At 51.0% G+C, this 21,963-nt stretch carries 16 protein-coding genes; 9 read left to right on the forward strand and 7 right to left on the reverse strand.

The genetic code is table 11. The features are described 5' to 3' along the window. The first annotated feature begins 31 nt into the window (after window positions 1–31). Complete coding sequence (locus ACKQAD_RS06940) at window positions 32–1,696, forward strand: ATP-dependent endonuclease (protein ID WP_409159478.1); 1,665 nt, start codon at window positions 32–34, stop codon at window positions 1,694–1,696. A gap of 109 nt (window positions 1,697–1,805) precedes the next feature. Here ACKQAD_RS06940 and cspD read toward each other — a convergent pair whose 3' ends face one another. Next, window positions 1,806–2,027, reverse strand: coding sequence for a cold shock-like protein CspD (cspD, locus tag ACKQAD_RS06945; RefSeq protein WP_409159479.1), 222 nt, complete (start codon window positions 2,025–2,027; stop codon window positions 1,806–1,808). 541 nt (window positions 2,028–2,568) lie between these two features. Between cspD and clpS the strand changes: the two genes are divergently transcribed. Together clpS and clpA are read left to right on the forward strand one after the other, a co-directional pair. Beyond that, on the forward strand, window positions 2,569–2,889 hold the full coding sequence (clpS, locus tag ACKQAD_RS06950) for an ATP-dependent Clp protease adapter ClpS (protein ID WP_005967385.1): 321 nt from the start codon (window positions 2,569–2,571) through the stop codon (window positions 2,887–2,889). Between the two features lie 29 nt (window positions 2,890–2,918). After that, window positions 2,919–5,192 (forward strand): ATP-dependent Clp protease ATP-binding subunit ClpA, encoded by a 2,274-nt coding sequence (gene clpA / locus ACKQAD_RS06955; protein WP_409159480.1) that lies wholly within the window; start codon window positions 2,919–2,921, stop codon window positions 5,190–5,192. A 160-nt stretch (window positions 5,193–5,352) separates the two neighbouring features. Here clpA and infA read toward each other — a convergent pair whose 3' ends face one another. From infA to trxB, 5 genes are all read right to left on the reverse strand, one after another. Beyond that, on the reverse strand, window positions 5,353–5,571 hold the full coding sequence (gene infA, locus ACKQAD_RS06960) for a translation initiation factor IF-1 (RefSeq protein ID WP_002211347.1): 219 nt from the start codon (window positions 5,569–5,571) through the stop codon (window positions 5,353–5,355). Window positions 5,572–5,684: 113 nt separating this feature from the next. After that, a complete protein-coding gene (gene aat, locus ACKQAD_RS06965) occupies window positions 5,685–6,389 on the reverse strand; it encodes a leucyl/phenylalanyl-tRNA--protein transferase (protein WP_409159481.1) in 705 nt (234 codons plus the stop codon). 34 nt (window positions 6,390–6,423) lie between these two features. After that, on the reverse strand, window positions 6,424–8,163 hold the full coding sequence (gene cydC / locus ACKQAD_RS06970) for a heme ABC transporter ATP-binding protein/permease CydC (RefSeq protein ID WP_409159482.1): 1,740 nt from the start codon (window positions 8,161–8,163) through the stop codon (window positions 6,424–6,426). Then, complete coding sequence (gene cydD / locus ACKQAD_RS06975; protein WP_409159483.1) at window positions 8,163–9,929, reverse strand: heme ABC transporter permease/ATP-binding protein CydD; 1,767 nt, start codon at window positions 9,927–9,929, stop codon at window positions 8,163–8,165. Before cydD ends, cydC begins: the two co-directional genes overlap by 1 nt. Before the next feature lie 235 nt (window positions 9,930–10,164). Then, complete coding sequence (trxB, locus tag ACKQAD_RS06980) at window positions 10,165–11,127, reverse strand: thioredoxin-disulfide reductase (protein WP_409159484.1); 963 nt, start codon at window positions 11,125–11,127, stop codon at window positions 10,165–10,167. 581 nt (window positions 11,128–11,708) lie between these two features. Between trxB and lrp the strand changes: the two genes are divergently transcribed. The 6 genes from lrp (at window position 11,709) to ACKQAD_RS07015 (ending at window position 20,838) form a co-directional block, all read left to right on the forward strand. Then, window positions 11,709–12,203 (forward strand): leucine-responsive transcriptional regulator Lrp, encoded by a 495-nt coding sequence (lrp, locus tag ACKQAD_RS06985; protein ID WP_010277211.1) that lies wholly within the window; start codon window positions 11,709–11,711, stop codon window positions 12,201–12,203. Window positions 12,204–12,317: 114 nt separating this feature from the next. After that, on the forward strand, window positions 12,318–15,755 hold the full coding sequence (locus ACKQAD_RS06995) for a DNA translocase FtsK 4TM domain-containing protein (RefSeq protein WP_498044228.1): 3,438 nt from the start codon (window positions 12,318–12,320) through the stop codon (window positions 15,753–15,755). A 247-nt stretch (window positions 15,756–16,002) separates the two neighbouring features. Next, window positions 16,003–16,614, forward strand: coding sequence for an outer membrane lipoprotein periplasmic chaperone LolA (gene lolA / locus ACKQAD_RS07000; protein WP_409159485.1), 612 nt, complete (start codon window positions 16,003–16,005; stop codon window positions 16,612–16,614). Window positions 16,615–16,621: 7 nt separating this feature from the next. Continuing rightward, window positions 16,622–17,965, forward strand: coding sequence for a replication-associated recombination protein A (locus ACKQAD_RS07005; protein WP_409159576.1), 1,344 nt, complete (start codon window positions 16,622–16,624; stop codon window positions 17,963–17,965). A gap of 103 nt (window positions 17,966–18,068) precedes the next feature. Then, a complete protein-coding gene (serS, locus tag ACKQAD_RS07010; RefSeq protein ID WP_409159486.1) occupies window positions 18,069–19,364 on the forward strand; it encodes a serine--tRNA ligase in 1,296 nt (431 codons plus the stop codon). A gap of 319 nt (window positions 19,365–19,683) precedes the next feature. Beyond that, complete coding sequence (locus ACKQAD_RS07015; protein WP_409159577.1) at window positions 19,684–20,838, forward strand: MFS transporter; 1,155 nt, start codon at window positions 19,684–19,686, stop codon at window positions 20,836–20,838. Here the strand turns inward: ACKQAD_RS07015 and ACKQAD_RS07020 are convergent. After that, window positions 20,824–21,765 (reverse strand): LysR family transcriptional regulator, encoded by a 942-nt coding sequence (locus tag ACKQAD_RS07020; protein WP_409159487.1) that lies wholly within the window; start codon window positions 21,763–21,765, stop codon window positions 20,824–20,826. The genes ACKQAD_RS07015 and ACKQAD_RS07020 overlap by 15 nt on opposite strands. Between the last annotated feature and the right edge of the window lie 198 nt (window positions 21,766–21,963).

A 21,963-nucleotide genomic window follows, 5' to 3' on the forward strand; every position in this document is an offset into this window, starting at 1 on the left:
AAACCGCAGGCAGCCGCTACAGGAGAGAAGGATGCATCTGGAAAGTATTGAAATCCTGGGGTTTCGGGGAATCAATCGTCTGTCGCTGATGCTGGACGAAAGTAATGTGTTGATTGGTGAGAACGCCTGGGGGAAATCAAGCCTGCTAGATGCGCTCTCCCTGCTGTTGGCACCGACGTTGCCGCTTTATCATTTTGATATGCAGGATTTTCACTTCACGCCGGGGGATGAAAATAGCCGGGAAAAGCATCTTCAGATTATTTTCACTTTTTGTGAAACCGCACCTGGCCACCATTTATCCCCGCGTTACCGCTCGCTAAGCCCTGTTTGGGTGGAAGGCGAGGCGTCGCTATACCGCATTTTTTATCGTCTGGAAGGTGAAGTGGACGAAAGCCAGTCGGTCTTCACCTGGCGTGGCTTTCTGGATGCAGACGGGCACCCGATATCGCTGGAAAATATTGACGAACTGGCCAGAGAGATTATCCGTCTGCATCCGGTGCTGCGGCTGCGCGATGCGCGTTTTATGCGGCGCCTGCGTTCCGGGACGCTGGCGGCGACGTTAGATAACAGCAATGAAAAGCTGGCGCAGCAGTTTGAACAACTGATGCGCGAGCTGGCGCAAAATCCGCAGAAGCTGACGGATAAAGAGTTGCGTCATGGCTTAGTGGCGATGCGGCAACTGCTGGAGCACTATTTTTCCGAGCAAAACGCCACGGGTAACGATCGGCGTCACTATCGGCATGCGCGAGCGCACAACGGTAAATCGTGGCGATCGCTGGACAACATCAACCGCCTGATTGCTGACCCGAATAGCCGCAGTCGCCGCATTATTCTGCTGGAGTTGTTTTCTACGCTGTTGCAGGCGAAAGGAGCGGTGACGCTGGATCCGCATGCCCGTCCGCTTTTGCTGATTGAAGACCCCGAAACCCGCCTGCACCCGATTATGCTATCCGTTGCCTGGGGGCTTCTTGTGCAGTTGCCGCTCCAGAAAGTCACGACAACGAATTCGGGAGAGCTGCTGTCGCTGGTACCGATGGAGCAGGTGTGCCGCCTGGTGCGGGAATCTTCACGGGTTGCGACATACCGCATTGGGCGTCAAGGCATGAGTGCGGAAGACAGCCGGCGCATTGCGTTTCATATTCGCATGAATCGGCCTGCTTCGCTCTTCGCGCGCTGCTGGTTGCTGGTGGAAGGGGAAACGGAAGTCTGGATGCTAAATGAACTGGCACGCCAATGCGGGCATCATTTTGAAGCGGAAGGGGTGAAGGTGATTGAGTTTGCCCAGTCCGGAATTCGGCCATTACTGAGGTTCGCACGGCGTATGGGGATTGAATGGCATGTGCTGGTCGATGGCGACGACGCAGGGAAAAAGTATGCCGCAACGGCGAAAAGTATGTTAACCGTTCAGGACGAGAATGAACGAGATCATCTGACCGTCTTGCCCGCATCGGACATGGAGCACTATATGTATCGTGAAGGGTTCAGCCACGTTTACCACCGCACCGCACAGTTGCCGGAGAAGGTGCCGCTATCGATGCATAAAATCATCATCAAAGCAATCCATCGTTCATCCAAACCCGATCTGGCGATTGAAGTAGCGATGGAAGCCGCGGCGATGGGAAACGATGCCATTCCACCGCTGATTCGCAGCATGTTTTCCCGCGTACTGTGGCTGGCTCGCGGGCGTGCAGATTAGTTTCACGATAAAAAATGCCGCTCAGTGTCGTGAACGGCATTTGTCGCATTATAGTCATTTTACGGTTTAGCGTAGGTGTTCTGAGTAAACGTGTAGGGTGTAGAAGGGGTCAAGATGCGGCCTCGATGATTTGCGGGACGATCAGGCTGGCATGATTGCCTTTCGGCCCTTGATGAACATCAAACCTGACAACCTGTCCGGCTTTCAGAGTCCGGTAGCCATCCATTTGAATGGTTGAGTAGTGCGCGAAAATATCGTCACCCCCCCCTTCTGGACAGATAAAACCAAACCCTTTGGCATTATTGAACCATTTAACAGTACCTGTCTCCATGCATTGACATCCTTCGCAAGAGTATTCTTTTTAGTAAGGTGTGGTTATTTGGTTACTACGAATACGAATTGATTAAAACCTCATCAATTCATCCGTACACTTTAGTGAAATCGATCCCGGCGTCAAGCGATCCACCGCGTGGTGTTGAGGGAGTTTGTCAAAATTTGATGCAGATAACGCTATTGATGAACCTACTATCCCGTTGCGTACTCAAGATATCGGTGACAGGCCTTGAATTTTACTTTCCAGGAACCATTTAATCCCTCAGGTGGTAAAATAAAAAGTAGACGTGATACTGTAAATACAGAGATACCCGTAATGTCGATCGTTTAAGAATCGAGATACCGGGACTACCACGGTGTGAGGCATCCCTGCGGGAGCCTCACACCGTGTTTCCCCTAATCCTATACTTAAGTGAGCCGCATTAAGAGATACCCGTCATCTTTCAAGTCGCAGGCCTCATTTCCTGCTTCTCGAATCTATTGGGAATAACAGACCAATGTCGCGGGGCGCGATATTCGTTACATGATGTGGATAGAGAATGGGAAACAACAGTACGTGGTCACAGTCTGAGAACCTGACCGCCGATAAACAGAAAGAAAAATTGCAGCCGCCGTCCATGTATAACGTGGTGTTGAATAATGATGATTACACCCCGATGGAATTTGTTATTGACGTTCTGCAAAAGTTCTTTTCTTATGATATTGAACGTGCCACGCAGCTTATGTTAACCGTGCATTATCAGGGGAAAGCGATTTGTGGCGTATTCAGTGCTGAAGTGGCTGAGACCAAGGTCGTACAAGTCAATCGTTATGCCAGAGAAAACGAGCACCCGCTGCTCTGTACGCTGGAAAAAGCCTGAAGTCAGGCGATTTATTGGGAGAGGTGCCTATGCTCAATCAAGAACTGGAACTCAGTCTCAACATGGCTTTCGCCAGAGCGCGTGAGCACCGACACGAGTTTATGACCGTGGAGCACCTGCTGTTAGCACTGCTCAGTAATCCAGCCGCCCGTGAAGCACTGGAAGCTTGCACGGTAGATTTAGCCGCGCTGCGCCAGGAACTTGAAGCGTTCATTGAGCAGACCACACCAACATTACCGCAGAGTGACGACGAGCGAGAAACTCAGCCAACGCTCAGCTTCCAACGCGTCCTCCAACGCGCCGTCTTCCATGTGCAGTCCTCCGGCCGCAGCGAAGTGTCCGGCGCCAACGTTCTAGTCGCGATTTTTAGCGAACAGGAATCTCAGGCCGCCTACCTGCTGCGCAAGCATGACGTCAGCCGTCTGGATGTGGTGAACTTTATTTCTCACGGCACGCGTAAAGAAGAAACCGATCAGGTGCCGAACCCTGAAAATCCCGTCAATGAAGAACAGGCAGGAGGGGAAGATCGTATGGAAAACTTCACCACCAATCTGAATCAACTGGCCCGCGTTGGCGGTATCGATCCGCTCATTGGCCGGGACAAAGAACTGGAGCGTACCATTCAGGTCTTGTGCCGCCGTCGTAAAAATAACCCGCTGCTGGTCGGCGAATCTGGCGTCGGTAAAACCGCGATTGCTGAAGGGTTGGCCTGGCGTATTGTGCAGGGTGATGTACCGGACGTTATGGCAGAGTGCACGCTGTACTCGCTGGACATCGGTGCGCTGTTAGCAGGCACGAAATATCGCGGTGACTTTGAAAAACGCTTCAAGGCGCTGCTGAAGCAACTCGAGCAGGATAAAAACAGCATTCTGTTCATTGATGAAATTCACACGATTATCGGCGCTGGCGCCGCGTCCGGTGGTCAGGTTGATGCCGCTAATCTGATTAAACCGCTGCTTTCCAGCGGCAAGATTCGTGTTATCGGTTCAACCACTTATCAAGAGTTCAGCAATATTTTTGAAAAGGATCGGGCGCTGGCGCGTCGTTTCCAAAAAATCGATATCACTGAACCCAGCGTGGAAGAAACCATACAGATCATTAATGGCCTGAAGCCGAAGTATGAGGCTCACCATGATGTCCGCTATACGTCGAAAGCGATTCGCGCAGCGGTAGAGTTGGCGGTGAAATATATCAATGACCGTCATCTGCCGGATAAAGCAATTGATGTGATCGATGAAGTGGGTGCTCGCAGTCGTCTGGTTCCGGTCAGCAAGCGCAAGAAAACGGTCAATGTGAGTGACATCGAATCGGTTGTCGCCCGTATTGCGCGTATTCCCGAAAAAACGGTTTCCGCCAGCGATCGCGATGTGCTGAAGAACCTCAGCGACCGCCTGAAAATGCTGGTATTCGGGCAGGACAAAGCTATCGAAGCGCTGTCTGAGTCTATCAAGATGAGTCGCGCAGGGCTGGGTCAGGAGCGTAAACCAGTTGGTTCTTTCCTGTTCGCGGGCCCTACCGGTGTCGGTAAGACGGAAGTAACGTTACAACTGGCAAAAGCACTAGATATTGAACTGCTGCGCTTTGATATGTCCGAGTATATGGAACGCCATACGGTTAGTCGCTTGATTGGCGCGCCTCCGGGATACGTAGGCTACGATCAAGGCGGTTTGTTGACGGATGCCGTGATTAAGCATCCTCATGCGGTACTACTGCTGGATGAAATCGAAAAAGCGCATCCAGACGTCTTCAACTTGCTGTTGCAGGTGATGGATAACGGTACGCTGACGGACAACAATGGCCGCAAAGCGGACTTCCGTAATGTCATTGTCGTCATGACGACCAACGCAGGTGTGCGGGAAACACAGCGTAAATCCATCGGTATCATCCATCAGGACAACAGTAGCGATGCGATGGAAGAGATCAAGAAGGTGTTTACGCCGGAGTTCCGTAACCGTCTGGATGGCATTATCTGGTTCAACCATCTGTCTGCCGACGTCATTCAGCAGGTTGTCGATAAATTTATCGTGGAACTCCAGGCACAACTGGATGCGAAAGGCGTATCGTTGGAAGTCAGTGATGAAGCACGTAACTGGCTAGCAGAAAAAGGCTACGATAAAGCCATGGGGGCCCGACCGATGGCTCGTGTGATGCAGGAAAGCCTCAAGAAACCGCTAGCCAACGAGCTGTTGTTTGGTTCGCTGGTGGATGGAGGTTCTGTCACGGTGAAATTGGATAAAGAAATGCAACAGCTGACGTACGGCTTTAAGAGCGCGCAGAAGCGTAAGGCGGAAAGCGTTAATTAATCAATACCGTATGTTGTTATCTAAAAAGGATGCTGGGGCATCCTTTTTTACATCCCTTTACGAGTCGTTCTCCAAAAACAAAAGCCCTTGCCATGGAGGGAAGGGCTGGGGAGGGAGTCATATCCTCATATGTCGCTGTTTTCAGCGATGAGTCAACCGGTTAACGGCTGCGGAAGACAATGCGGCCTTTACTCAGGTCGTACGGGGTTAATTCTACAGTGACTTTGTCACCCGTCAGGATGCGGATATAGTTTTTACGCATTTTACCGGAGATATGAGCGGTAACCACGTGCCCGTTTTCCAATTCAACGCGGAACATGGTGTTGGGCAGCGTATCAAGCACGGTGCCTTGCATTTCAATATTGTCTTCTTTGGCCATCGAATCCTCTAGGTCTAACTACCTTTATTTTTTAACCGCAAGATAATGCCGAAAAACCGGCATTATGTAAAGAAGCGTTCACGTTTGGGAGGTTATTTACTCGGTTTTCTCAGTCACAGTATTGGTTCGGCGAGCGGTTGTGGTAACCAGCAGCCGTCATCGACGGCGAGATCCTGCCACTGATAAAGCTGTTGCAGGAAGCGATCTCGGGGGATTTCACTCACGCCCAGCGACGCGGTATGGGCGTTTAATACCTGACAATCAATCAAATGGCCACCGTGGCGGATAAAATGTTGTTGAAACGCCAGCAGTGCGTATTTTGACGCATTATCCGTGCGGCTGAACATCGATTCACCGCAAAATAATCTTCCTTGCTCAATCCCATATAACCCACCAACCAGTTTGTCCTTCTGCCACACTTCGACGGAATGTGCTTTCCCAACCTGATGAAACTGACGATAGGCTGAGATAATGTCCGGCGTAATCCAGGTGCCATCCTGGTGCTCCTGCGCACAGGCGTGAATGACATCATCAAATGCCTGATTTAGCGTCGCGTGAAACGTATGGCGCTTCAGAAATTTTTTCATACTGCGACTGACATGGAACTCATCAGGAAACAGCACTGCGCGCGGATTCGGAGACCACCATAAGATAGGCTCACCGGGGGAAAACCAGGGGAAAATACCCTGTCGGTAAGCCGCTTTTAACCGGGCAACGGAGAGATCGCCGCCAACGGCCAGCAGGCCGTTGGGGTCATCCAGTGCATGATTCGGGTCAGGAAACTGAAGCGATTGGGATGATAGCTGATATAGACGCATGTTTTTCAAACGTTGTATTTCAACTGAGTTTGCCTTAAACGTGTTGGCGGAATTGCCAATAACGACCTTTTTGCGCCATTAGTGCCTGATGGCTACCCTGTTCGATCACCTTGCCGTCGTCCAGAATACAGATGCGATCCATTGATTCTAGACCGTATAGCCGGTGAGTGATGACGATCAGCGTCTTATCGGCACAGTGCTGGCGGAGCAATTGCAGAATACGTTTTTCCGTCTCCGCATCCAACCCTTCGGTGGGTTCATCCAGCAGAACCAGCGGCGCGTCGTGTAATAAGGCACGTGCTAAAGCGATACGGCGTTGTTCACCACCGGAGAGCTGGCGACCGCCTTCTCCCAGCCAGGCATTCAGCCCTTCATTTTCCAGCAGCTTTTCCAAACCGACCTGCCGCAATACCTCGGCCAGTTTTTCGTCCTGCGTAGTGGGTGCGGCCAGTAGGAGGTTGTCACGCAGCGTTGCGCTAAAAATATGCACGCGCTGTGGTACCACACACATCATTGCGCGGAGATCGGCTTCCCGCCAATCGGCAAGAGAGTGGCCATTCAGCGTAATATCCCCGCATTCACAATTCCATGCCCGGGTTAGCAGCTGTAATAGCGTCGATTTCCCGCACCCGGTACGGCCCAGCAGCGCCAAATGCTCGCCCGGCTTAATGGAAAGGGCGATATTCTGTAACACGGGCTGTGGCTGACCGGGGTACGTGAACCTGACATGTGAGAGTTCAACTGAGGCTTCGCGTGAAATGTCTGGTCCATGATCAGGAAATGTGATGTCAACGGGCTGGCGAATGATTTGATCGACCCGCGCGGCGGAGGCAATCACTTGTCCCATATGCTGGAAAGCCGCCGTTACGGGGGCCAATGCCTCGAAAGCGGCAAGCGAGGCAAACACGAACAGGGCAATCAATGCGCCGGGCTGTGGATTACCGCCAACGCCATCCGCCGCCAGCCACAGAATCAGGGTAACGGTCAGCCCGCTGCACAGAATCATCAGCGCCTGAGACAGGCCGGTAAGATTGGCTTGCTGGCGTTGACGACGCAGCCAGTTAATTTCCACCAGTGCCAACTGTTGACGGACGCGATCGAGTGCGCCGAAGACGGTTAGCTCCGCCTGACCTTGCAGCCAAGTGGTTAGTTGAAGGCGGTATTGTGCCCGCAATGCGGTCAACTCCTGCCCGATGCCGTTTCCTGCCCGATAAAACAAAACTGGCAGACACAGCAGCAGCACCAGCATGATGGCACCAAGCGTTAACGCCAATGAGGCGTCAATGAAGCTCAGACCGTAACAGACGATAAGAATGACCGCGAATGCGCTGACGATGGGGGAAATCACGCGAAGATAGAGGTGGTCGAGCGTATCCACGTCCGCCACAAGTCGGTTGAGCAGCTCAGCCTGACGAAATTGCGCCAGCCCACCCGGAGAGAGCGGCAAAATACGTGAAAAGGTGAAAACACGTAAGCGCAGCAGAACGCGGAAAGTGGCATCATGACTGACGACTCTTTCTCCATAACGCCCCGCCGTACGTGCGATAGCCGCACCCCGCACGCCGGCAGCGGGCAGCATATAGTTAAAGGTGAGCAGCCCGACAAGTCCTGCCAGTGCGGCTCCCGCAAGAAACCAGCCGGATAGGGCGAGTAGGCTAATACTGGCAAGTAGTGTAGCAATAGCCAGCGCAATGCCCAGACTTAAGCGCCAGATGTGTTGGCGATAGAGTCCCAGAAACGGTTTTAATACCTGCATCGTTTTTCTCTGAGCCATTACAGCGCCTCCTGTCGTTGTGCCAGCAACGTCGCAAAGGGGCCTGCTTCGGCGCGGAGTGTTTGATAATCCCCTTGTTGGACTAACCGACCACCGTCCATTACCCAAATCGCATCATATTCGGTGATATCGTTGAGCTGGTGCGTGACTAGCAACGTGGTCTGGTGGCGTGCGGCTTTATTCAACGCCGTCATAACCAGCTCTTCGCTATGGGCATCCAGACTGGCTGATGGTTCATCCAGCAGCAATAAGTTGCAAGGATGAATAAGCGCGCGGGCAACGGCGACGCGCTGTGCCTGCCCAACAGATAAGCGCGCCGCGCTGTCACCGATTGTGGTTTCCAGCCCCTGCGGTAGCTGAGGTAAAAACTCTTGTACATAGGCACGCTCAATCGCCTGCTGTAATTCCACAATACTGGCCTGTGGGTTACTCAGCAGAATATTGCTGCGCAGCGTCTGTTCAGGTAAATGAGGGTTTTGCCCAACCCAGCTTAATTGCTTGCGCCATGATTCAGGCGTCAGCGTGTTTAGTGCCTGACCGTTGACGGTCAATGACCCGCGATAGGGCAGGAACCCTAGCAGCATATTAAGCAGTGAGCTTTTTCCTGCGCCGCTGAGACCGACCAACGCGATACGTTCGCCTGCGCGAATATCGAACGTCAACGGTTGGGTCAGTGGCGTGCCATTCGGCGCGAGGACAACCAGATCTTCGGCCCGAATAGCAATGGCAGTATCGCTGCTGAAGGTGTGGGTGCCAAAGCCTACCGTTTCACCTTCCTCGGATAAAAAAGTCACCAGCGATTCTGCTGCGCCGATAGCCTGAGCTTTGGCATGATAGAACGTACCCAGATCGCGTAAAGGTTGAAAAAATTCCGGTGCCAGAATCAGCACAAGAAAACCGGCGAAGAGTGTCACCCCCATTCCGTAGTGACCGAAATCCAGTTCTCCGAGATAAGAGAAACCGAAATAGACGGCGACAACGGCGATTGAAATGGAAGCGAAAAATTCTAGTACGCCTGAGGAGAGAAACGCCATGCGCAGTACTTCCATCGTGCGACTGCGAAAATCCTCGGAAGCATGGCGGATTTGTTCGGTTTCAGCTTTGCCACGATGAAACAGACGTAGCGTCTCCATCCCACGAAGGCGATCGAGGAAATGTCCGCTCAGGCGTGCCAGCGCCAGAAAGTTGCGTCGGTTAGCATCCGCTGCGCCCATGCCGACCAGCGCCATAAAAAGCGGGATAAGCGGAGCGGTCAGAAACAGGATCAAACCTGCGGCCCAGTTCAGCGGAAAAATCGTGATTAAGATAAGCATAGGAATCAGTGCGGCAAGATACATTTGCGGCAGGTAGCGGGCGTAATAATCTTGCATATCATCTATCTGCTCAAGGATCATCGTTGTCCAACTGCCGGCCGGTTTACCTTTTACCCAGGCAGGGCCAAGCTGTTGCAATCGGTCCAGTACCAGCTTACGAATTTGCTGTCGTACTGCTTGTCCGCACAGAAAACCGACACGTTCGCGTAACACACTGTTGAACGCACGCAGAATAAAAGTGGCGATAAGCAGAAAAAAAGGGGGGAGCAGGGATTCTCGAGGGGCATGCTCGATGATCAAGGCATGAAGCAGCGTAGCTAATAGCCAGGCTTGTGCCACGATTAACGTGCCGCTCAGGAATCCAAGCAGCAGTGAAATCCGTAGCCAACGTTGCGCCAGCTTACTCTGCTGTTTCAGCCAGGCGGTCAGTTCTTGCTGTCTGGTTTTTTTCATCAGGCACCAGTTCGTTATATTGCAGAAATGGATTTAACAGAAAACAACTCTCATGCAACTGTTAGTTAACAAAATTATCTTCTATCAGGCAGAATGAGCCATGTTACCGCGACGGGGGCGTGCTGCAAACGAAAAGGAGAGGGGAAATGGGGGGACGATCAATTTTTGTGTTGCGTGAGGTAAGTTAGAGGGAAGAAAACGGAACGGCTGTCTCCGCTCCGTAATCAACAGTGGATTACTTGTTAACGGTCAATCCGTCCAGGTAACGCTCTGCATCGAGTGCCGCCATACAGCCGGTACCTGCGGAGGTAATGGCCTGACGGTAAATGTGGTCCATGACGTCACCTGCGGCAAAAACACCAGGGATGCTGGTCTGTGTCGCGTTGCCGTGAATTCCGGATTGCACCTTAATATAACCATTTTCCAGTTCCAACTGACCACCGAACACGGCGGTGTTCGGACTGTGACCGATAGCGATAAACACGCCAGACAGTTCCAGCTCTTCCGCTGCATCGCTTTGCGTATCGCGGATACGAACACCGGTCACACCCATGTCATCGCCAAGCACTTCATCCAACGTACGGTTGGTATGCAGGATAATGTTGCCGTTTTTGACTTTATCCATCAGACGGTCGATCAGAATCTTCTCTGAGCGGAATGCCTCGCGGCGGTGGATTAAGTGCACTTCCGAAGCGATGTTAGACAGATACAGTGCTTCTTCAACGGCGGTATTTCCGCCGCCAACTACGGCGACTTTTTGCTTACGATAGAAGAATCCGTCACAGGTTGCGCAGGCGGAAACGCCCTTGCCTTTAAATGCCTCTTCAGATGGCAGACCAAGGTAGCGAGCCGATGCACCCGTGGCGATGATCAGTGCGTCACAGGTGTATTCGTCGCTATCACCAAATAAACGGAAGGGACGGTTCTGCAAATCAACATGTCCAATATGATCGAAGATCACTTCGGTATTGAATTTGGTCGCATGTGCGTGCATGCGTTCCATTAACAGCGGGCCAGTTAACTCATCGGCGTCGCCCGGCCAGTTTTCTACTTCGGTCGTGGTCGTCAACTGACCGCCTTTTTCCATACCAGTGATCAATACTGGCTGTAAATTCGCCCGCGCAGCATAAACTGCGGCAGTATAGCCAGCCGGGCCTGAGCCCAGAATCAACAACTTGTGGTGTTTAACGGTACCCATGCTTTCCTCATTTCATGATGGCGGATAATGTTCATATGAACGGTCTCTACGACAAACACGCTGACTTATTATGAACAGTCTCTGCCACGGACAATAAGAATGATTGTAAGGAAATTACATGAGTAAAAAAAGTATGCAGAAAAGTTGCTAGCTATTTGTTTAATCGTTAATGACGATGATTATGACAAACAGCTGAAAAATCAGCCACATTCATAAGTAAAATGATTGAAGTCACCTCGGCGAATGGTCCTTGCCTATCCAATCTGGCAGTTTCTTCTGATTTTCGTTGTTTTGCTTTGACAATCGGCTGTGCATTTGCGAAAACATCTGGGTAAGAGGAAATTTTTTGTATGTGAACAGTTAAAAGCTCGGCTTTTATTCGTTTTTGCCTGGTAGGCCTTTGGGCCACGGATATGACGTGAGGGTCTTCTTCGCAGGTGAACATTACGTGGGACGAGAACGAGAAGTTAATGACTGTTGATATACAAAATAGGCAGCGTGTCTTCTTTAAGGGTAGCTCTGATACATGAGGTCTATCGGGGTAAAGCGGGTGCAGGGAAAAGTGAAGAGAGACCATAATAATGGTAGACACTAAAAAACGGCCAGGAAAAGATCTCGATCGTATTGATCGTAACATCCTGAACGAATTGCAAAAAGATGGACGTATTTCCAATGTCGAGCTATCCAAACGTGTTGGGTTGTCGCCAACACCTTGTCTGGAGCGTGTGCGTCGTCTGGAAAGACAGGGTTTCATTAATGGCTATACAGCGTTGCTAAACCCGCATTATCTGGATGCGTCACTGCTGGTTTTTGTTGAAATTACACTAAATCGTGGCGCGCCTGATGTGTTTGAGCAGTTCAATGCTGCTGTGCAGAAGCTGGAAGAGATTCAGGAGTGCCACCTGGTTTCTGGTGATTTTGACTACCTGTTGAAAACGCGCGTGCCGGATATGTCCGCTTACCGTAAGCTCCTGGGCGAAACGCTGCTACGTTTGCCGGGCGTAAACGACACCCGTACTTACGTGGTGATGGAAGAAGTGAAACAAAGTAACCGTCTGGTCATTAAGACGCGATAAACGTGTGGGTGCAAAACCCGATAAATTCAGCTACACTCCTGTGAATTTATACAGTCCCAGCGCCGGGTTTTCTCGGCGCTTTGTCATAAACCTTACAGGCCCCTGGAGAGACTCTTGAGCCAGGAATATACAGAAGATAAAGACGTTACCCTGAAAAAGCTCAGTGGAACACGTCGTTTGCTTGAAGCGATTTTAATCGTTGTGGCACTTTTTGCGGTTTATCTCAGTGTCGCACTACTCAGTTTCAGCCCCTCCGATCCCAGTTGGTCACAGACTGCATGGCATGAGCCTATTCACAACTTGGGTGGGGTAGCAGGTGCATGGCTGGCGGATACGCTGTTCTTTATTTTTGGTGTGTTGGCCTATGCCATTCCGCCGATTATGTTATCCCTGTGTTGGGCTGCTTTCCGTCAGCGTGATAACCACCAGTCTATTGACTACTTTACCTTTTCACTTCGTCTGATTGGGACATTGGCGCTGATTCTGACCTCTTGTGGTCTGGCTGCGTTGAATATTGACGATCTCTACTATTTTGCTTCTGGTGGTGTCTTGGGAAGCCTATTGAGCAGCTCAATGATTCCGCGTTTCAACAGCATGGGCGCGACGCTGATTCTGCTGTGCGTGTGGGGCGCAGGGTTAACGTTGTTTACCGGTTGGTCATGGCTAACGATTGCTGAAAAAATTGGTGCAGGCGTGTTGGGCTGTCTGACATTTATGTCAAACCGTTCACGTCGCGATGAAGAGTGCAGTGAAGAAAACGATCGTGAAGAAGATGAACGCGATGTGCTTAACCTACGCCACGATGAAGCGTCGGGGGAGGCAATAATGCAGCCGCGCGATGACGATGATGTACTGTTTTCTGCCCCTTCTATGGCTGATGTCGTAAACGATACGGCGGAAGATAATAAGATAGATACGTCATCATCTTCAGCCGAAAACACTATGGCTGCAATAACACCGACCTTCTCAGCAGAAACGCCAGCGGCAGGATCAACATTCCCTGAACTGACCGCGTCAGATTCGGCGTTACCTGACGCATCGTCTGGTATTGTGCCATCTGTTGCTCCATCAACGATTGATAAGGCATCGTCGCTGAATCCACCGCTCTATTCGTTTGAAATTCCTGAAACGCCTGCAGCGATGACTGAGATCGCGACGTCGCCTGAACTTCATAGCAGCGCGTATACGCCTTACGGAAATAGTACCGTAACGGCACCGGTAGTTCAGCCTTTTGCGGAACCGACACAGCCTTCACGTGATACGCATTTCAACGAGAATAACACCTTTATGCCTGCGTTTAGCGCCGATGGTGATGATAATCCGCAGATTAAACGCGGCGTGGGGCCGGAACTACCGCGCCCTAATCCGGTACGCATTCCTACTCGACGCGAATTGGCGTCATACGGAATCAAATTGCCGTCGCAGCGGCTGGCTGAAGAGCAAGCAAGGCTACAGGCGCAGAATGAGAGTGCGAAAACGGAATTGACGAGCGACATCTATCAGGAAGAAACACCTGATGATATCGCTCGTCAGGAAGCCGCGCTACAGCAGGAGTACCTGAATCAGCAGCGCCAGCGTTACGGTGATGAATATCCGTTACAGGAAGAGAATGAAGACGCGCTTTTGCAAGCGCAGTTAGCCAGAGATTTCGCTGCACAGCAGCAATCCCGTTATGATGCTGATGCATTGCAGCGCGATGAAGAAATCCCCGCTCCGACAGTACCGCCTGCGGTCAGTGAGCCCGTCCAACCAGCTCCTGTGGTAGCGCATAACGATTTTTCATTCTCGCCGTTTAGCGCGGAGAATAATCGTGAGCCTGAGCCGCCTACGTTCAGTAAACCTACATATACGCAGCCGTCTTATCGTGCCGAATCCGATCTTCCTATGCATGCCGGTGAGGATGATGATGAGTGCAGCCCGTTGACGTTTGATCAGCCAGTGCAAGCGACGTCAGTTCCTGCAGAGGTTACGCAGCAGGACAGTCCGGCGGCACCTGCGCGTCATCCGGCAATGGATGGCCTGATTCATCCATTCCTGATGCGCAATGAACAACCGCTACAGAAGCCGACTACGCCGCTGCCAACGTTGGATTTGTTGACTCCGCCGACGGCCAGCGAAGCGCCTGTTGATAATTTCGCGTTGGAACAGACGGCGCGACTGATCGAAGCGCGTCTGGCTGATTTCCGGGTAAAAGCCGATGTGGTCGATCATTCGCCAGGCCCGGTGATCACACGGTTTGAATTGGATCTGGCGCCGGGTGTTAAAGCGGCGCGGATCTCGAATCTGTCGCGCGATTTGGCACGTTCTCTGTCCGTTGTCGCGGTGCGTATTGTTGAGGTCATTCCGGGTAAACCGTATGTCGGTCTGGAACTGCCGAATGCGCATCGTCAGACGGTTTATCTGCGTGAAGTATTGGACTGCGACAAATTCCGCGATAACCCGTCGCCGCTGTCGATTGTGTTGGGCAAAGATATTGCAGGCGAACCGGTCGTTGCCGATCTGGCGAAAATGCCGCACCTGCTGGTTGCGGGTACGACGGGATCGGGTAAATCGGTCGGCGTCAATGCCATGATCATCAGTATGTTGTATAAAGCCACGCCGGAAGACGTGCGCTTCATCATGATCGACCCGAAAATGCTGGAACTCTCGGTGTACGAAGGTATTCCGCATTTGCTGACGGAAGTCGTGACCGATATGAAGGATGCGGCAAATGCGTTGCGCTGGTGCGTCGGTGAAATGGAACGTCGCTATAAGCTGATGTCTGCGCTTGGCGTGCGTAATCTGGCGGGATACAACGAACGGGTGATGACAGCAAATGCAATGGGACGCCCGATCCCCGATCCGTTCTGGAAGCCGGGTGACAGTATGGATATGACGCCGCCAGTACTGGAAAAACTGCCGTATATTGTGGTGATGGTCGATGAATTTGCGGACCTGATGATGGCGGTGGGTAAGAAAGTTGAAGAATTGATTGCCAGACTGGCGCAAAAAGCGCGTGCAGCGGGGATTCATCTCGTTCTGGCGACGCAGCGTCCTTCCGTTGATGTCATCACCGGATTGATCAAAGCGAATATTCCGACGCGTATCGCGTTTACTGTGTCCAGCAAGATCGACTCACGGACTATCCTCGATCAAGGCGGTGCAGAGTCGCTCTTGGGGATGGGGGATATGCTGTATATGGCTCCGAACTCCTCGATACCTGTCCGTGTGCATGGCGCTTTTGTCCGCGACGAGGAGGTTCACGCCGTCGTTCAGGACTGGAAAGCGCGTGGCCGTCCTCAATATATCGACAATATTGTCAGCGGTGGCGATGATGCTGAAGGTGCAAGCCTCGGTCTTGATGGTGATGAAGAGCTCGATCCTCTGTTCGATCAGGCGGTAGAGTTTGTCGTCGATAAGCGCCGTGCATCCATTTCCGGTGTACAGCGCCAGTTCCGAATTGGCTATAACCGCGCCGCGCGAATCGTTGAACAAATGGAAGCGCAGGGCATCGTCAGCTCCCCTGGGCACAATGGCAACCGCGAGGTATTGGCGCCGCCATCCATGGAATAATCGCGTTGTATTGATTGACTTCACTCCACTCTAAAGGCTGCGCGTGCAGCCTTTATGCAAAGAAGCGTAAAAGCCGTGATAAGCAGATAATTCACCTATCGCCGCCCGAGTGGGTTCAGATAACATAGACCTACAATAACGTAGTTCGACAAGTAACACCGAGCCACAAGTCACATTGATGCCTTGCAAAGCATCTGGCCTCACTATGTGAAGGTTGTTATATCAAGAAATTCAAAGGATTATGCGTATGAAAAAGTGGTTAGTTATCAGTTGCCTGATTGCAAGTATGACCTCAACCGCTGTCTATGCGAACGCAGCAAAAGATTTGCAGGGTCGTCTCAATAAAGTAAACAGTTTCCATGCAAATTTTAGCCAGAAAGTCACCAGCGCCGACGGCGCAGCCGTGCAGGAAGGGGAAGGCGAACTGTGGTTGAAGCGCCCTAACTTATTTAACTGGAAAACCACATCACCGGATGAAAGTACTCTTGTTTCTGACGGAAAAACATTGTGGTTCTACAATCCGTTTGTTGAGCAAGTGACGGCAACCTGGCTGAAAGATGCAACAGGAAATACGCCGTTCATTCTGATTACGCGTAACGATGCGAGTGACTGGAATAAATACGATGTGCGTCAGAAAGGCGATGATTTTGAGCTTACGCCGAAATCCGCGAACGGTAATCTGAAACAGTTCGCGATTAATGTGACGACAAACGGCATTATCAAGCAGTTTACCGCGACGGAACAGGATGGGCAGCGGAGCACTTATGTGCTGAAGAACCAGCAAAATACCGCTGTTGATGCTGCGCAATTCACGTTCATACCGCCGAAAGGCGTCACGTTGGATGACCAGCGTCAGTGAGGCCAGTGTGAGCAACCTGTCCCTTGATTTTTCCCACAATGAATGCCAACCTCTGGCCGCACGTATGCGGCCTGCGACGTTGGCGCAGTATATTGGCCAACAGCACTTATTAGGCGCTGGTAAGCCTTTGCCACGAGCCATTGAAGCAGGGCAACTGCATTCGATGATTCTTTGGGGGCCGCCAGGCACGGGAAAAACCACGCTGGCAGAATTGATTGGGCATTACGGGCAGGCTGATGTAGAACGCATTTCTGCCGTGACGTCCGGTATTAAAGAAATTCGTGAAGCGATTGAGCGTGCCCGACAAAATCGCAATGCGGGGCGTCGCACTATTTTGTTTGTCGATGAGGTCCATCGTTTCAACAAAAGTCAGCAGGATGCATTTCTGCCACATATTGAAGATGGAACGATCACCTTTATTGGTGCGACAACGGAAAATCCTTCTTTCGAACTCAATTCCGCATTGTTGTCGCGCGCCCGCGTCTATTTGCTAAAAGCGCTGACGGCGGAAGATATTGAGCAGGTCTTGCAGCAGGCAATGAGCGACAGCGAGCGAGGATACGGCGGACAGAATATTGTCCTGCCAGCTGAAACCGCGCGAATGCTGGCCGAATTGGTCAACGGTGATGCCAGACGTGCGCTGAATAGCCTGGAAATGATGGCGGATATGGTGGAAATTGACGCGCAGGGCATGCGTGTCCTGACGCCGGCGCTCCTCAACGAAATCGCTGGCGAACGTAGCGCCCGCTTTGATAACAAAGGTGACCGCTATTACGACCTGATTTCGGCGCTGCATAAATCGGTAAGAGGTTCTGCGCCGGATGCGGCGCTTTATTGGTACGCCAGAATTATCACTGCCGGTGGCGATCCGCTGTATGTGGCTCGACGATTGTTAGCGATCGCGTCGGAAGATGTCGGCAACGCCGATCCGCGTGCGATGCAGGTGGCTATCTCCGCCTGGGATTGCTTCACTCGCGTTGGCCCGGCAGAAGGGGAGCGCGCCATCGCTCAGGCGATAGTTTATCTAGCCTGCGCCCCCAAAAGTAACGCTGTATATAGTGCGTTCAAAGCGGCGATGCAGGATGCGCGCGAGAAGCCAGACTATGATGTTCCCGAACATTTGCGCAACGCGCCGACCCGGTTGATGAAAGAAATGGGGCTCGGGGCAGAGTATCGGTACGCACACAATGAACCTAATGCCTATGCGGCCGGCGAGATCTATTTTCCGCCGGAAATGGCGGATACGCACTATTACACGCCGACTTCGCGCGGTCTTGAAGGCAAAATTGGTGAAAAGCTCGCCTGGCTTGCCGCTCAGGATCAAAATAGCCCGACAAAACGCTACCGTTGAACTAAGCGTTGCGGTAAGGTTATTGAGGTATTTTCTGAAACCGGCCGCGTAGCGCGCCGTGTACGCCACTATTTCATTTGATAATCATAAGCACAGGATTAGCATGCTCGATCCCAATTTACTGCGTAATGAGCTAGACGCAGTCGCCGAAAAGTTACTGGCTCGCAGAGGCTTTAAGCTGGATGTTGAGACCCTGCGTAAGCAGGAAGAACGTCGTAAAGTATTGCAGGTAGAAACCGAGAACCTGCAGGCAGAGCGTAACTCCCGTTCGAAAGAGATTGGTGCAGCGAAAGCACGCGGTGAAGATATCGAGCCTTTGCGTCGTGAAGTCAACATATTAGGCGAAAAACTGGATGTCGCGAAAGCCGAGTTGGATCAGCTGCAGAATGAAATTCGCGATATGGCGCTAACGATCCCAAACCTGCCTGACGATGCCGTGCCGCTTGGCAAGGATGACTCAGAGAACCAGGAAGTGGTTCGCTGGGGTGAGCCGCGTAAGTATGATTTCCCGGTGCGCGATCATGTTGAACTCGGAGAGATGGCTGCCGGACTGGATTTTGCCGCTGCGGTGAAATTAACCGGTGCGCGTTTTGTCGTGATGAAAGGACAAATTGCCCGTCTGCATCGTGCGCTTACCCAGTTCATGCTAGATTTGCATACGCAACAGCATGGCTATCAGGAAGCCTATGTGCCTTATCTGGTCAACCACGCCACATTATACGGTACCGGTCAGTTGCCAAAATTTGGCGAAGATCTGTTCCATACCAGACCGTTGAGCGAAGAAGCAGAAAGCAGCAACTATGCACTGATTCCGACGGCTGAAGTTCCGTTGACCAATCTGGTGCGTGACGAGATTCTTGATGAAGAATCCTTGCCGTTGAAGATGACCGCTCACACGCCGTGTTTCCGTTCTGAAGCAGGTTCCTATGGTCGCGATACGCGTGGGTTGATTCGTATGCATCAGTTTGACAAAGTAGAGCTGGTACAAATCGTCCGTCCTGAAGATTCTATGCAGGCGCTGGAAGAATTGACGACTCACGCCGAAACGGTGCTGCAACTGCTCAAATTACCGTATCGTAAGGTCTTGTTGTGCACAGGTGATATGGGCTTTGGCTCCACCAAAACTTACGATCTGGAAGTCTGGCTGCCAGCGCAGGATACGTACCGTGAAATCTCTTCTTGCTCAAACATGTGGGATTTCCAGGCGCGTCGTATGCAGGCTCGCTGCCGCAGCAAGTCCGACAAGAAGGCCCGTCTGGTTCACACGTTGAACGGTTCTGGTCTGGCAGTTGGTCGTACACTGGTGGCTGTTCTGGAAAACTACCAGCAGGCCGATGGCCGTATTGAAATTCCTGAAGTGCTGCGTCCGTATATGGGCGGGCTGGAATTTATTGGCTAATTGCCAGCTATCTGGATAAAGCGTCCGTTTAAGGGCGCTTTTTTATGCCTGGCGTTCGGTAATATTTTTTCATCGTAAAAATAGTTTCTCTACCTTAAACAATCTGCGTGACTGAATTTTAAAGATAAAAATGATTTAAAATCAGTGAAATGAATTGCTTCTGTTTTCATGTGTAAAGGTTTCTCTGTGTGCGTTGATGAATTCTTTCAATCCATAACTTGAGAAAGGACTTTTAGCACTTTTTGCCCGGATTGACTTTTACAAACGCAGTGGCATGATGCGCTCACTTTTCTCCAGTTGTTTGGTTATCCACTTCGCTATGTCTGCTTATTCCCGCCCAGTGCTGCTATTGCTCTGCGGACTCTTGCTGCTGACAGTTTGTATCGCGGTATTAAATACTCTGGTACCACTTTGGCTGAGTTATCAATCTCTTCCCGTCTGGCAGGTTGGCCTCGTTGGCTCATCCTATTTCGGCGGCAATCTGGTTGGAACGCTATTAGCCGGTAAATTAATCAAACTTTATGGATTTAATCGCAGCTATTATTTTGCCGCTTTAGTATTTGGCGTCGCGATTGCTTGTCTCGGTATTTCTGCGGATATTGGCAGTTGGTTGTTCTGGCGTTTTATTGCCGGGATCGGCTGTGCGTTAATCTGGGTTGTGGTTGAAAGCGCCTTGTTATGTAGCGGAACGCCGACACAACGAGGGCAACTGCTGGCTGCTTATATGATTGCCTATTACCTCGGTAGCGTGATTGGACAACTTCTACTTGGCATATTGCTGACAGCGTTGTTGAGCCTCCTGCCGTGGATGGTCACACTGGTTATTTTAGCAATATTACCTTTGCTGTTTACTCGTCTTCCCACGCCACCAGAACAGCAAGAAAAGTCGGTCAGTATGTTGAAAATGCTGACGTATCGCAGTGCCCGTTTAGGCGTACACGGCTGTATTATTTCCGGCGCAATTTTAGGGTCGCTGTATGGTCTGATGCCACTGTATCTCTCTCATCAGGGAATGAATGACGCGCAGGTTGGATATTGGATGGCACTGCTGATCAGCTCAGGGATTATCGGTCAATGGCCTATTGGACGTATGGCCGATCGATATGGTCGTTTGTTGGTTCTACGCGTATTAGTCTTTGTTGTTATTATTGGCTGTATTGCCATGTTAAGCATTAGTCACTATGCCATGGCGCCGTCGCTGTTGCTTCTGGGATGTGCAGGGTTTACGCTATATCCCGTTGCCATGTCGTGGGCATGTGAAAAAGTGCGCCCTGATGAATTGGTGGCGATGAATCAGGCCTTGCTCCTCAGCTACACGCTTGGCAGTCTTTGCGGGCCAAGCGTTGCTGCGGTATTGATGCAGAGCTACTCCGATCGCTTGCTGTTTGTATTGATCGCTGTTATTGCAATGATTTACCTGACGATGTTGCTCAGAAAAGCCGATCACCATCCAACACCATTAGCTACAGCATGAGCTAGCGACATCTAGGCTGGCCAGTGAGCTTTGTCCCGCTTCTACCATGTTATTCCACAGCGCTTCGGCTACTGGGCTAAGGCGCTGTTTTGCGTTTCGCACCAGATAAAATATGCTGGTTAGCTTTAAACGATCTGGTGCAATTGCGGTGAGTTTTCCTTTTTCAACCCAAGGCGCGGCGTAGTGATCTGGGAGAAAACCAATATGTGTTCCTGCCAGCAATAGCAGTAAACTTGCCTCTACGTTCCATGCTGTGTTTTGCAAACCTTTTTTTGCAACAGGCCCTAACTGTTTACTAATTTCATGCAGTGCATGCCCACCGATTAGCAGTCTGTTAGGGTTAAGTGTGCCATCGCGCCACTCTCTTGCTATTCGTTCTCCGTGTTCAGAAGCGCAATAGAAATGGCTGTTTTCAACGAAAACAGGCTGGAAATGGATATCTACTGGAACATCATCTGGTAAAACGCTCAGAATAATATCAAGGTGACCATTTTTCAAACGTTCCATTAATGGTGTATAGTCACCAATCTCCAGTTCGACTGCGACATCAGGGCTTTGTTCGTACAGTTTGCGAATAGCATTAGAAATAACTTTTTCTGGGTGAGTAACGGTATTATCCAGACAACCAATCCGAGCTTTTCCAATAAGCTGATGTTTTATATTTGCTAATCGATTAGCAAAATCGTCCAACGTAGCGATGACAGATTTAGCCTCCTGATAGACCACTTCCCCTTCGGTTGTTAGGGCAAATCCCCCACGTCCACGTTCGCACAGGACTAGCCCTAGTGTATCTTCAAGACGAGAGAGGTAGTGGCTTAGGACGGGTTGGCTTAAGCCTGTTGCAGTTTGAGCATTGGTAATTCCTTGTTTTTCAACAATTTTGCAAAAAAGCTTTAACCAGCGGATCTCCAGTTTATCTAAGCGCATAGCATTTCCTTCGCATACATTACATATCTGAATGTTAACATCAAAATATATCTGTATTAATCGATATGAAACCCATTTATCTTGTCTTTACGCCACATCGTTGATGTGGTTGCCACAAAATGTGTGGTTTTATGCGTCACATCAGGGTCTCTCATAAGCACAATGGTGTTGTTAGCTTGCTGACGACACCATTGCTCT

Origin of the sequence: Pectobacterium artocarpous, assembly GCF_046159765.1 — a bacterium.
Lineage (GTDB): Bacteria > Pseudomonadota > Gammaproteobacteria > Enterobacterales > Enterobacteriaceae > Pectobacterium.

Excerpts from the sequence above, each read along its gene's own strand:
- ACKQAD_RS06940 (WP_409159478.1), top strand. The coding sequence starts at position 32 with ATGCATCTGGAAAGTATTGAAATCCTGGGGTTTCGGGGAATCAATCGT.
- cspD (WP_409159479.1), bottom strand. The coding sequence starts at position 2,027 with ATGGAGACAGGTACTGTTAAATGGTTCAATAATGCCAAAGGGTTTGGT.
- clpS (WP_005967385.1), top strand. The coding sequence starts at position 2,569 with ATGGGAAACAACAGTACGTGGTCACAGTCTGAGAACCTGACCGCCGAT.
- clpA (WP_409159480.1), top strand. The coding sequence starts at position 2,919 with ATGCTCAATCAAGAACTGGAACTCAGTCTCAACATGGCTTTCGCCAGA.
- infA (WP_002211347.1), bottom strand. The coding sequence starts at position 5,571 with ATGGCCAAAGAAGACAATATTGAAATGCAAGGCACCGTGCTTGATACG.
- aat (WP_409159481.1), bottom strand. The coding sequence starts at position 6,389 with ATGCGTCTATATCAGCTATCATCCCAATCGCTTCAGTTTCCTGACCCG.
- cydC (WP_409159482.1), bottom strand. The coding sequence starts at position 8,163 with ATGGCTCAGAGAAAAACGATGCAGGTATTAAAACCGTTTCTGGGACTC.
- cydD (WP_409159483.1), bottom strand. The coding sequence starts at position 9,929 with ATGAAAAAAACCAGACAGCAAGAACTGACCGCCTGGCTGAAACAGCAG.
- trxB (WP_409159484.1), bottom strand. The coding sequence starts at position 11,127 with ATGGGTACCGTTAAACACCACAAGTTGTTGATTCTGGGCTCAGGCCCG.
- lrp (WP_010277211.1), top strand. The coding sequence starts at position 11,709 with ATGGTAGACACTAAAAAACGGCCAGGAAAAGATCTCGATCGTATTGAT.
- lolA (WP_409159485.1), top strand. The coding sequence starts at position 16,003 with ATGAAAAAGTGGTTAGTTATCAGTTGCCTGATTGCAAGTATGACCTCA.
- serS (WP_409159486.1), top strand. The coding sequence starts at position 18,069 with ATGCTCGATCCCAATTTACTGCGTAATGAGCTAGACGCAGTCGCCGAA.
- ACKQAD_RS07015 (WP_409159577.1), top strand. The coding sequence starts at position 19,684 with ATGTCTGCTTATTCCCGCCCAGTGCTGCTATTGCTCTGCGGACTCTTG.
- ACKQAD_RS07020 (WP_409159487.1), bottom strand. The coding sequence starts at position 21,765 with ATGCGCTTAGATAAACTGGAGATCCGCTGGTTAAAGCTTTTTTGCAAA.